Consider the following 11,145-nt stretch of genomic DNA (forward strand, 5'->3'; position numbering starts at 1 on the left):
AGGCCGCGACCTCGTGGCGGGCCTCGATGCCGGGCAGCCCGAAGGACGCGGTCGCCTCCGCCACCGACGCGAGGGCACGCTGCTGCTCGCCGGCCACCATCGCCAGCACCCGCTCCCAGCTGCGGATCAGGTCCACCCTCGCCGCGCCGTCCAGCAGCTGCGGGTCGATCCCGGCCAGCTCGGTGACCGCCGCCACCAGGCCGACCGGCTCACCATGGACGTCGGCGCCCTCAGCCACCCGCGCCACGATCACCGCCGGATCCGCGCACACCTTCCCCTCGGCCCGGTCGACGTCGTCGATCAGGTCATAGACGCTGAGCTCGGCCCACTCGTCGGGCTCGTCACGCACCGGCAGGAGGTCTGCGTCGGGATCGGGTGGCAGCACCGGTGCCGGTGCCAGCGCGAGCTCAGGCCACCAGGGCGACTCGGCGGGCACGGTGGCCGACGCGGTCAGCACGGTCACGTCTGCTCACCTCTTGTCGGACCCGCGGCCACTCCTCAAACGTATGTTCGAAATCTAGGTTTGCCGGTCGGACATCCCGTCGCCGTCGTCCACAACCCCCGGCGTCAGCCTCGGCTCGTCAGTCGCGGGTCACCCGTTCCGCCACCGAGGTGGCCGCCGCGCCCAGGTGCGCCTCGAGCTCGGCAACCGCGGCGTCGCCATCGCCGGCGCGCATCAGGGTGAGCAGGCGGCGGTGGTCGGCCACCTGGGTGCGGGCGTTGCGCCGCGCCCGTTCGACCGATGCGAGCGCGAGCCGCAGGTCGGCGGTCAGCGTGTCAGCGGTCGCGACCAGCCGCGCGTTGCCGAGCAGCGCCACCAGGGAGGCGTGGAACTCCAGGTGGGCATGCGTCGACTCCACCGAGCTGCCGGCGTCACCGGCGCGGGCGGCTCGGGCGTACGTCGACAGGGCAGCTGTGACCGGAGCCAGGTCGGCCCCTGCTGCGCCGGCCCGGACGCCCGCGCTCTCCAGCACCAGCCGGGCCTCGAAGATGTCGGCGATGTCGCGCGGCGTCAGCTCCGTCACCACGACGCCGCGATTCGGGTAGCGGGTCACCAGGCCCTCACCGGCGAGGACCTGCAGCGCCTCGCGGACGGTCGAGCGGGCCACCCCGAAGCCGGCGGCCAGGCTCACCTCGCGCAGCGGCTCCCCGGGGGCGAGGTCTCCGGCGAACAACATCGTGCGCAGCGCGTCGGCCACCCGCTCAGTCGTGCTCGAGCGGTCGATCGCGGGCACGTCCGCCATGCGCTTGACAGTAGCGGTCGATCACCGGACACTCAGGTTGTCGGACAATAATTGTCCGACAATTCCGTCAGTCGATCGCGCCGTCAAGCTTCCTGAGACCAGAGACCCTTTCCTGAGGTGACCGTGCCCGAGATCCGCCCGCTGCCCTGGGGTCGCCGCTACCTGATGTGCCGGCCCGAGCACTTCCGCGTCGACTACGCCATCAACCCGTGGATGGACGTGGAGTCGCCGGTCGACCCCGAGCGCGCGCTGGCCCAGTGGGACACCCTCGAGCGGACCCTGGTCTCCGCCGGCGCCGCGGTCGAGCGCATCGCTCAGCTACCCGAGGCGCCGGACATGGTCTACGCCATGAACTACGGCCTGGTCGACGGTGACCACGTCGCCCTCACCCGGTTCCGGCACGCCGAGCGGGCGGTCGAGGCGGACGCTGCCGAGTGGTGGTTCGGCGAGGCCGGCATCCGCACCAGCCGGGTCGCCGACGCCGGTGCCGGGGCGTTCGAGGCCGGCGACGCGTTCCTGGTGTGCGACGCGCTGCTCGTCGCCGACGGGCCGCGCACCGACCGGGCGACGCACGACGTCCTGTCCCGCACCCTCGGCGTGCGGGTCGCCCCCGTGAGGGTGGTCCATCCCGCGCTCTACCACCTCGACCTCAGCCTGTGCCCGCTCGACGAGCGCCGGGCGATCGTCGCCCCCGACGCGTGGGACGCGGCTGGTCGGGCGACCGTCGCCGCGTACGTGCCGGAGCCTCTGGTGCTCGACCTCGACGAGGCCTTCACCTTCGCGGCCAACTCGGTCGTCGTCGGCGACGTCGTGGTCATGCCGGCCGGTGTCCCGGTGCGGGTGACCCGGCAGCTCGAGCGGTGGGGCTTCACGGTCGCTCCGGTCGACGTGAGCGAGCTGCACAAGGGTGGCGGCTCGGTCCGGTGCATGACGCTGCCGCTCGACACGGTGCTCGACGCAGCGCGGCTGGACGTGCGTCACTCGCGGCGGGACGGCGAGGAGCTCGTCCCCGTCTGACGTCGTACCGAACGCGTGTGGGAGGATCCGATCATCGGGCAACCCCCGCATCGAGACGCCGTCCAGCCGCACGCATCCGTGCGAGCACCTGGGTCGGGCGACCAGTCGAGCGGGAAGGACAGTCGTGGTGACAGTGCAGGAGAGCAGCCTCGGGTCGTACGACGTCGAGGACCCGGCCTTCGCCCTCCACGTCGGCGGCAAGCTCGAGACCCGCTCGACCGTCCCGCTCCGGGACCGTGACGACCTCTCGCTGGCATACACGCCGGGTGTGGCGCGGGTGTGCTCGGCCATCGCCGAGCACCCCGAGCTGGTCCACGAGCTCACCTGGAAGTCCAAGGTGGTCGCCGTCGTCACCGACGGGTCGGCGGTGCTGGGCCTGGGCGACATCGGGCCGGCCGCGTCGCTGCCGGTGATGGAGGGCAAGGCGGTGCTCTTCAAGGAGTTCGCCGGTGTCGACGCCGTGCCGATCTGCCTCGACACCACCGACGTGGCCGAGATCGTCGAGACGGTCGTGCGCATCGCACCCGGCTTCGGCGGGATCAACCTCGAGGACATCAGCGCCCCGCGGTGCTTCGAGGTGGAGCGGCAGCTGCGCGAGCGGCTCGACATCCCGGTCTTCCACGACGACCAGCACGGCACCGCCGTCGTGGTGCTCGCCGCGCTGCGCAACGCGGCCCGCCTGACCGGGCGCGGGCTCGGCGACCTGTCGGTGGTCGTGTCAGGCGCGGGCGCGGCCGGTGTCGCCGTCACGACCATCCTGCGCGAAGCCGGGATCGGCGACATCACGGTCGCCGACCGCAAGGGGGTGCTGCACGACGGCCGCGGTGACCTGACGGCGGTCAAGCGGCGCCTGGCCGCGGTCACCAACGACACCGGCATGACCGGCTCGCTGGCCGACGCGCTGCGAGGGGCGGACGTCTTCATCGGGGTGTCCGGCGGCGTCGTCGGGGAGGACGCGGTGGCCGCCATGGCGGACGACGCCATCGTATTCGCGCTGGCCAACCCGGAGCCGGAGATCCACCCCGACCTCGCCCGCCGGCACGCCCGGGTCGTCGCCACCGGACGCAGCGACTACCCGAACCAGATCAACAACGTCCTCGCCTTCCCCGGCATCTTCCGGGGGGCGCTCGACGTGGGTGCCACCGATGTCACCGAAGACATGAAGCTGGCGGCCGCGGACGCGATCGCCGCCGTCGCGGGCGACGACCTCGCCGACGACTACGTGGTGCCCAGCCCGTTCGACGAGCGGGTGGCGCCGGCGGTCGCCGAGGCGGTCGCCGCCGCGGCCCGTCGTGACGGCGTCGTACGTCGCTGAGGCCGGCGCCCGGTGGCCACCTCGGTCGGCGAGTCGATCGGCGCAGCGGGCGGGGGCACTCCCAGCCAGGACGGCACGGCGATCAGGCCGGCCGGTCAGGCGACCGGCGGCGGGAGGGCTCGCGCCCGGCGGTGCGGCAACGCCGTGGCGTCGGTCCCGGCCAGCGGGTCGACCAGCGGGTCGTTGCGGCGGCCGGGACTGTCGCCGCCGCCGCCGAGCAGCGTGGCGCGGAGCCGGCGGATGCCGGTAGGGACGGTGGCGCGGCGGTCGGAGATGTGCACGGGACGCTCCTTTCACGATGTATCGCGTCTGACACAAAGACGATATATCGCGTGGCGTGGAAGTCAAGATGTATCGCGAAATTGGATTCGTCCGGTTGGACCTGGTTCGCCACCGCGGAAACCGTCGGGTTCTGCTGAGCAGGCGCCAGGTCGTACCTCCCGGCTCTACCGTGCCGCCACGGGGTCCGACGAGTCGTGAGGGGTGCTCCGATGGGGACCGACGAGCTGGTGGCAGTCCTGGAGAAGGTCGACCTCTTCCACGACCTCCGGCTTCGCGTGCTCCGGCGGATCGCCGAGGCCGGCCGCGAGGAGCGCTTCGAGCCCGGCGACGTGGTGATCGCCGAGGGCGAGGAGGTGAGCGGCTTCCGGTCGTTCTCCCAGCGCGGGGTCGAGATGCACGTCGTGCTCACCGGCAGCGCGCTCGCCTCGGTGCGCGGCCAGCAGCACGCCGAGCTGCGCCCGGGCGAGTACTTCGGCGAGCTGTCGCTGATCGACGGCCTGCCGCGGTCGGCACAGGTGCGCGCGGGGGAGCGTGGCCTGTCCACCTTCGCCATCAGCAAGTGGACGTTCGCCGACCTGCTCGACGAGCACCCCGAGGTGGCGCTGCCGATGCTGCGGGTGATGGTGGCCCGGCTGCGGGCGACCGAGGCGGCGGCCGACCGCCCCACCTGAGGTCGTAGGGTCGCGGCCATGCTCGCCGCGACCGCCGTCCGCCAGGACCCGCACGACCCGATCGCCGGCCTCGAGGTGGGCGAGCGACCCGAGCCCGCACCACGGGACGGATGGGCCACCGTGCGCCTGCGCGCGGCGTCGCTGAACCACCACGACCTGTGGAGCCTGCAGGGGGTGGGCCTTCCGGCGGACCGGCTGCCGATGGTCCTCGGCTGCGACGGCGCGGGGCTGGACGAGGACGACAACGAGGTCGTCGTGCACGCGATCGTCGGCGACCCGGAGTTCCGCGGCGACGAGACGATGGACCCGCGGCGCACCCTGCTGTCCGAGGAGTACGACGGCACGCTGGCCGACCTGGTGCAGGTGCCCCTCCGCAACCTGGTGCCCAAGCCGGCCGGCCTGTCGTTCGAGGAGGCCGCCTGCCTCCCGACGAGCTGGCTGACGGCGTACCGCATGCTCTTCACCCAGGCCGACGTGCAGCCCGGCTCCACGGTGCTGGTGCAGGGCGCCGGCGGGGGCGTGGCCACTGCGGTGATCGCCCTCGGGCGCGCGGCCGGCATCCGGGTGTGGGCGACCAGCCGCGACGAGGCGAAGCGGGCCCGTGCTGTCGAGCTCGGCGCCGACCAGGCGTTCGAGCCCGGTGCGCGACTGCCCGAGCGGGTCGACGCGGTGATGGAGACGGTCGGCGTGCCCACCTGGGAGCACAGCCTCAAGTCGCTGCGCCAGGGCGGCACCATCGTGGTCACCGGCGCGACCGGCGGCCACGAGGCGGTCACCGACCTGCGGCGGGTCTTCTTCCTGCAGCTGCGCGTCGTGGGCTCGACGATGGGTACCCGCGAGGAGCTGGAGCGGCTGGTGCGGTTCATGGCCGCCACCGGCGTGCGGCCGGTCGTCGACACCGTGCGTCCGCTCGAGGACGCCGTCGACGCGTTCCGCCAGCTGGCTTCGGGCGAGGTGTTCGGCAAGCTCGTCCTCACCCGCCCGGCATGAGCGAGCCCGGGATGAGCGACGAGCCGGACGTCTCACTGCCGCTCTGGCGCGACCCCGGCTGGCGGGCCGATGCCGACGCCTGGGTGGCCGACCGGCTGGCCGCGGCCGGCCGCCGGCCCACCGGCCCCGCGGACTGCGATCGGCTCGTCCCGTGGTCGGCGGTGTGGCGGGTGCCCACCGAGGGCGGACCGGTGTGGTTCAAGGCCTGCACGGTCGGTGTGCGCCACGAGCCCGCGCTCTACCGGGTCCTGGTCCGCCGGTCGCCCGGCCACGTGCTGACGCCGGTCGCGCTGGACCTCGAGCGTGGCTTCCTGCTCCTGCCCGACGGCGGCCCGACCCTGCGCCAGACCGAGGGCGCACGCACCGACGTCGCGGCGTGGGAGCGGATGTTGCAGGAGTACGCCGCCATGCAGCGCGGGCTGGAGCCCTTCGTCGACGAGCTGGTCGCGACCGGCCTGACCGTCGCGGGGCCGGGCGAGCTGCCGGGCGTCCGGGCCGCTCTGCTCGCCGACGAGGACCTGCTGCTGCTCGGTGACGAGAGCGGCCTGACCAAGGCCCAGCGGGCCGAGCTGCTCGCCGAGCAGGAGTCCTACTCGGCCGCGTGCGCCGACCTGGCGGCCCACGGCATCCCGCTCTCGCTGCAGCACGACGACCTGCACGACAACAACGTCTTCGGACCGGCCGAGCGGGGCGGGCCGCTGCGGGTCTTCGACTGGGGAGACGCCGTGGTCGGGCACCCGTTCGGCGTGCTGTTGATCAGCCTGCGCGTCGTCGCCGACCTGCTCGAGGTGCCCGAGACGGGGCCGGAGGTCCGCCGGCTGCGCGACGCCTACCTGGAGCCGTGGGCGGGGGAGTGGTCCCTCGCCGACCTGCGCGATGCGGCCCGGCTGGCCGTCCGGGTGGGGGGCGTCTCGCGCGCCGACTGCTACCGGCGGGCGACGCTCGGCTGGCCGGCCGACGCTCCGAGCCGGGCGCCCTACGCGGAGGGTGTCCCGGCGTGGCTGCTCGAGCAGCGCGGCGCCATGCCGCTCGATGAGCCGGTCTGACCGTCCTCTCAGTCGACGAGACGGCGCACGTCGTCCAGGGCCCGGGACAGCACCGAGCGAAGCTCGGCGACGCCATCGGCCGAGAGCGGGCTGCTGCGCACGACGGCGCGCAGGTCCGCGCGGAAGGTCTCGATGACCCGCTCCACCTCGGCGCGGTGCTGGTCGCGCCCCGACCGTGCCGCCGAGCGCTGCTCCCGGGCCTGTGCACGGTTCTCGCGGCGGACGTCCTTGGCGGCGGCCTTCAGCTCCGCCTGCAGGTCGCGCACCGAGCCGCGGACCTCGCTGCGGATCTCGGTGGCCAGGTCGCGGACCGAGCCGGCGATCTCCTGCTCGAGGTCGTCGAGGTCGCCCTGCCGCTCGGCGAGCTCGGCCCGCCCCGCGTCGGTGATGCGGTAGACCTTGCGGCCCTCCACGACGTCGTGGGTCACCAGACCTTCGGCCTCGAGGCGCGCCAGGCGCGGGTAGACGGTCCCGGCGCTGGGCGAGTAGAGGCCCATGAAGCGGTCCTCGAGCTCGCGGATCACGTCGTAGCCGTGTCGCGGGCTCTCGTCGAGCAGCTTGAGCAGGTACAGCCGCAGACGGCCGTGGGCGAACACCGGGCTCATGCCGGCGCCTTGGCGCCCCGCCGCAGCAGGGTGATGTCACCCGAGACGGTCTTGGCCGTGAGGCGACCGTCGCCGTCGCCGACCTGACCGCGCAGCGATGCCCTGCCGGGCCTGCGCTCGCTGTGGGTGCCCGCGAAGGCGCTGTCCAGTGACCCCGACATCGTCGAGATGGCCACGGTCATCCCGGCCGTGTCCGGCATCCGCACCGTCACGTCGCCCGAGACGCTCGACAGCTCGATCCGCCCGCCGGCCGAGGGGTCGAGGTCGAGGGTCAGGTCACCGGAGACCGTCTCGGCCTTGACCGCGTCGCTCGCGCCGTTCACCACGGTCAGGTCGCCGGAGACGGTGGTGAAGCGCAGGGTGCCGAGCAGCTGGCGGGTCTCGAGGTCGCCGCTGACGGTCTGCGCGGTGATGTCCGAGCGGACGCCGTCGAGCGTGATCTCGCCGGACACCGACTTGACGGCCGTTCGGTCCGCGACGATCCCGGACACCACGGCGTCGGCCGAGACGACACCGAGCTCCACCGGGCAGTCGGCCGGCACCGAGACCGACACGGTCGCTGAGGCCTTGCGGTTGCCGACCCAGTCGAGCAGGCCCCCCCACGTGAGCCGCTCGTGGACGATGGTGAGGGTGCCGTTCTCGAGCGACACCGTCAGCGGGCCGTCCAGGTCGCTGACCTCCACCTGGGCCGCCCCGCTCTCGGCGTCCTCGGTGCGGCCGACGACGTCGACGCTGCCGGCCACCATCCGGACCTCCAGCCGGCGGACGCCGTCCAGGTCCAGGGACTGCGGCTTCTCGATGCGCCACGAGGGCATGTCGCTCTCCTCACTCACGATGTATCGCGTCAGACACAAGATATATCGCGAGCGACAGGTGTCAAGCCCGAGTCCCCATCGGCGCCCGCTGACCGGTGGATCTCGGCTGGATCTCGTGGCCGCTCAGATGTGCGCTCCTGCACCGGACACGCCGGCGGAACGGTGTGTCGACGCACAGTTCAGGCGGCCCGCTCAGTCCTCGTCGTCGAGGCGCGCCAGCCAGGTGGCGAGCCGCTCGACAGGCACCTCGAAGTCGGGGTTGTCGTCGACGAACTGCTGCAGCCGCGACGCGAGCCAGTCCAGCGTCACCTGCTCCTCGCCGCGCCGGGCGGCGAGCTCCTCGATCCCGCGGTCGGTGAAGTACACGAGGGTCAGAGGGTCATGGCCCGCTCGACCAGGGCGCGCTGCTCGGCCTCGTGCTTCTTGTGCGAGCCGGCGGCGGGGGAGGCCGACGCGGCCCGCGAGACGCAGACCAGCGGGCGGCCGCTGAGGTGCGCCGGCAGGTTGAGCGCGACGAAGGGCCAGGGGCCTTGGTTTGCCGGCTCCTCCTGCACCCAGACCAGCTCGGCGTCGGGGTAGGCCGACACCGCCTCCGCGACCTCCTCGCCGGGGACCGGGGCGAGCTGCTCGAGCCGCACGATCGCCACCCGGCCACCGTCCGCGCCGGCCCGCTTGGCCCGCTCCGCGAGCAGGTCGTAGTAGACCTTGCCCGAGCACAACACGACCCGCCGGACGGCCGAGGCGTCGATGTCGGGGACCGGCTCGGGGATGACCGGCCGGAACGTACCGCTGGTCAAGTCCTCCACCGCCGACGCGGCCGCCTTGAGCCGCAGCATCGACTTCGGTGTGAAGACCACCAGCGGTCGGCGCGGCTCGTGGTAGGCGTGCCAGCGCAGCAGGTGGAAGTACGACGCCGGGGTCGAGGGGTGGGCGACCGTCATGTTGTCCTCGGCGCACATGCTGAGGAACCGCTCGATGCGGCCGGACGAGTGGTCCGGACCCTGGCCCTCGAAGCCGTGGGGAAGCAGAAGCACGACCGAGGAGCTCTGGCCCCACTTCTGCTCCGACGACGACACGAACTCGTCGATGATGGTCTGCGCGCCGTTGAAGAAGTCGCCGAACTGCGCCTCCCAGAGCACCAGCGCGTCCGGCCGCGCGACCGAGTAGCCGTACTCGAAGCCCATCGCCGCGAACTCCGACAGCAGCGAGTCGTAGATCCAGAAGCGGGCCTGGCCCTCGTCCAGGTTGGCCAGCGGCACCCACTCCTGGCCCGTCGCCTTGTCGGTCAGCACCGCGTGCCGCTGCACGAAGGTGCCCCGGCGCGAGTCCTGGCCGGCCAGCCGGATCGGCTTGCCCTCGAGCAGCAGCGAGCCGAAGGCGAACAGCTCGCCCATCGCCCAGTCGATGCCGCCCTCGGAAGCCATCGCGGCGCGCCGCTGCAGCAGCGGCATCAGCTTGGGGTGCACCGTGAAGCCGTCGGGCATCGCGACGTGCGCGTCGGCGATCCGCTTGACCACCTCGAGGTCGACGGCGGTCGGCCGCTCCGCGCCGACCGACGTCTGCTGCTCGGCGGGCGCCTCGATGCCCTCGCCGGTGCCCTGGTCCTGCGACTCGCTCAGCGCCTCACGAGTCTCGGCGAACACCCGCTCCAGCTGACCCTGGTAGTCGCGCAGCGCCTGCTCGGCCTCCTCGACCGAGATGTCGCCGCGGCCGATGAGCGACTCGGTGTAGATCTTGCGCACCGAGCGCTTGTTCTCGATCAGCGAGTACATCAGCGGCTGGGTCATCGACGGGTCGTCGCCCTCGTTGTGGCCACGGCGGCGGTAGCAGACCAGGTCGACCACCACGTCCTTGCGGAACGTCTGGCGGTACTCGAACGCCAGCTTGGCGACCCGGACGCAGGCCTCGGGGTCGTCGCCGTTGACGTGAAAGATCGGCGCCTGGATCATCCGCGCGACGTCGGTGCAGTAGAACGACGACCGCGAAGCGGCCGGCGACGTGGTGAAGCCGACCTGGTTGTTGACGACGACGTGCACGGTGCCGCCGGTGCGGTAGCCGCGAAGCTGCGACAGGTTGAGCGTCTCGGCCACGACTCCCTGGCCGGCGAACGCGGCGTCGCCGTGCAGCAGGATCGGCAGGACGGTGAAGCCCTGCTCGCCCTTGTCGATGCGGTCCTGCTTGGCCCGGGAGATGCCCTCGAGCACCGGGTTGACGGCCTCGAGGTGCGAGGGGTTCGCCGCCAGGTAGACCTTGGTCCTGCTGCCGTCCGGCGCGGTGAACTCGCCCTCGGTGCCGAGGTGGTACTTCACGTCGCCGGAGCCCTGCACCGACCGCGGGTCCTGGTTGCCCTCGAACTCGCGGAAGATCTGGCCGTAGGACTTGCCGGCAAGGTTGGCGAGCACGTTGAGCCGGCCGCGGTGCGGCATGCCGATGGTGACCTCGTCGAGCCCGGACTCGGCCGCCGACGACATCACCTCGTCGAGCAGCGGGATGACCGACTCGCCGCCCTCGAGCGAGAACCGCTTCTGCCCGACGTACTTGGTCTGCAGGAAGGTCTCGAAGGCCTCGGCCGCGTTGAGCCGCCGCAGGATCGTCAGCTGCTCCTCGCGGGACGGCTTGGCGAACGGCACCTCGACCCGCTCCTGGATCCAGCGCCGCTCCTCGGGGTCCTGGATGTGCATGTACTCGATGCCTATGCGTCGGCAGTAGGACTCGCGCAGCACGCCGAGGATCTCGCGCAGCGACGCCATCGGCTTGCCGCCGAACCCGCCGGTGGCGAACTCGCGGTCCAGGTCCCACAGGGTGAGCCCGTGGGTGATGACGTCGAGGTCGGGGTGCGAGCGCTGGCGGAACTCCAGCGGGTCGGTGTCGGCCATCAGGTGCCCGCGCACCCGGTAGGCGTGGATCAGCTCCTGCACCCGCGCCTGCTTGACGACGTCGTCCTCGTGGGTCGCCGCGATGTCGCGGACCCAGCGGATCGGCTCGTAGGGGATGCGCAGCGCGCGGAACACCTCGTCGTAGAACCCCTGCTCGCCCAGGAGCAGCCCGTGCACGCGGCGCAGGAAGTCGCCGGACTGCGCGCCCTGGATGATCCGGTGGTCGTACGTCGAGGTCGGGGTGCGAGCGCTGGCGGAACTCCAGCGGGTCGGTGTCGGCCATC

Annotated in this window: 11 protein-coding genes and 1 pseudogene; 5 read left to right on the forward strand and 7 right to left on the reverse strand. The window is 72.6% G+C overall.

Going from position 1 to position 11,145, the window contains the following annotated elements:
- Both VK640_07915 and VK640_07920 read right to left on the reverse strand, forming a co-directional pair.
- A partial coding sequence (locus VK640_07915; protein ID HTE73109.1) for a hypothetical protein occupies positions 1 to 463 on the reverse strand: 463 nt, incomplete at its 3' end.
- A 118-nt stretch (positions 464 to 581) separates the two neighbouring features.
- Entirely contained in the window at positions 582 to 1,244 is a 663-nt protein-coding gene (locus VK640_07920) for a GntR family transcriptional regulator (GenBank protein HTE73110.1), read from the reverse strand.
- Positions 1,245 to 1,361: 117 nt separating this feature from the next.
- On the opposite strand from VK640_07920, the gene VK640_07925 reads away from it, so the two are divergent.
- Positions 1,362 to 2,261, forward strand: coding sequence for an arginine deiminase-related protein (locus VK640_07925; protein HTE73111.1), 900 nt, complete (start codon positions 1,362 to 1,364; stop codon positions 2,259 to 2,261).
- Positions 2,262 to 2,385: 124 nt separating this feature from the next.
- Positions 2,386 to 3,576: an NADP-dependent malic enzyme gene (locus VK640_07930; protein HTE73112.1), complete on the forward strand. Its 1,191-nt coding sequence runs from the start codon at positions 2,386 to 2,388 to the stop codon at positions 3,574 to 3,576.
- Between the two features lie 95 nt (positions 3,577 to 3,671).
- Here VK640_07930 and VK640_07935 read toward each other — a convergent pair whose 3' ends face one another.
- A complete protein-coding gene (locus VK640_07935) occupies positions 3,672 to 3,857 on the reverse strand; it encodes a hypothetical protein (GenBank protein ID HTE73113.1) in 186 nt (61 codons plus the stop codon).
- A gap of 210 nt (positions 3,858 to 4,067) precedes the next feature.
- Between VK640_07935 and VK640_07940 the strand changes: the two genes are divergently transcribed.
- Genes VK640_07940 through VK640_07950 form a run of 3 tightly spaced genes read left to right on the forward strand, consistent with a single transcriptional unit; the run spans position 4,068 to position 6,565 of the window.
- Positions 4,068 to 4,529 (forward strand): cyclic nucleotide-binding domain-containing protein, encoded by a 462-nt coding sequence (locus tag VK640_07940; protein ID HTE73114.1) that lies wholly within the window; start codon positions 4,068 to 4,070, stop codon positions 4,527 to 4,529.
- Positions 4,530 to 4,547: 18 nt separating this feature from the next.
- Positions 4,548 to 5,519 carry a zinc-binding dehydrogenase gene (locus VK640_07945; protein HTE73115.1) on the forward strand — a complete coding sequence of 324 codons (972 nt, stop codon included), beginning with the start codon at positions 4,548 to 4,550 and terminating at the stop codon, positions 5,517 to 5,519.
- Positions 5,516 to 6,565 (forward strand): phosphotransferase, encoded by a 1,050-nt coding sequence (locus VK640_07950; GenBank protein HTE73116.1) that lies wholly within the window; start codon positions 5,516 to 5,518, stop codon positions 6,563 to 6,565. The genes VK640_07945 and VK640_07950 overlap by 4 nt, the downstream gene beginning before the upstream one ends.
- A gap of 215 nt (positions 6,566 to 6,780) precedes the next feature.
- On the opposite strand, the pseudogene VK640_07955 reads toward VK640_07950, so the two are convergent.
- The 4 genes and pseudogenes from VK640_07955 to VK640_07970 form a co-directional block, all read right to left on the reverse strand.
- Positions 6,781 to 7,170: pseudogene (locus VK640_07955) on the reverse strand (PadR family transcriptional regulator).
- Complete coding sequence (locus VK640_07960; protein ID HTE73117.1) at positions 7,167 to 8,003, reverse strand: DUF4097 family beta strand repeat-containing protein; 837 nt, start codon at positions 8,001 to 8,003, stop codon at positions 7,167 to 7,169. The pseudogene VK640_07955 and the gene VK640_07960 overlap by 4 nt, the downstream one beginning before the upstream one ends.
- 174 nt (positions 8,004 to 8,177) lie before the next feature.
- Positions 8,178 to 8,351, reverse strand: coding sequence for a DUF6104 family protein (locus VK640_07965; protein HTE73118.1), 174 nt, complete (start codon positions 8,349 to 8,351; stop codon positions 8,178 to 8,180).
- A 5-nt stretch (positions 8,352 to 8,356) separates the two neighbouring features.
- On the reverse strand, positions 8,357 to 11,145 hold a 2,789-nt coding region (locus tag VK640_07970), incomplete at its 5' end, for a multifunctional oxoglutarate decarboxylase/oxoglutarate dehydrogenase thiamine pyrophosphate-binding subunit/dihydrolipoyllysine-residue succinyltransferase subunit (protein ID HTE73119.1).

This window comes from Actinomycetes bacterium (genome assembly GCA_035489715.1).
Classification (GTDB): domain Bacteria; phylum Actinomycetota; class Actinomycetes; order JACCUZ01; family JACCUZ01; genus DATHAP01.

What these genes read in the sequence shown, in the direction of transcription:
- VK640_07950 (HTE73116.1), top strand. Translation starts at nt 5,516, where the DNA reads ATGAGCGAGCCCGGGATGAGCGACGAGCCGGACGTCTCACTGCCGCTC.
- VK640_07945 (HTE73115.1), top strand. Translation starts at nt 4,548, where the DNA reads ATGCTCGCCGCGACCGCCGTCCGCCAGGACCCGCACGACCCGATCGCC.
- VK640_07920 (HTE73110.1), bottom strand. Translation starts at nt 1,244, where the DNA reads ATGGCGGACGTGCCCGCGATCGACCGCTCGAGCACGACTGAGCGGGTG.
- VK640_07940 (HTE73114.1), top strand. Translation starts at nt 4,068, where the DNA reads ATGGGGACCGACGAGCTGGTGGCAGTCCTGGAGAAGGTCGACCTCTTC.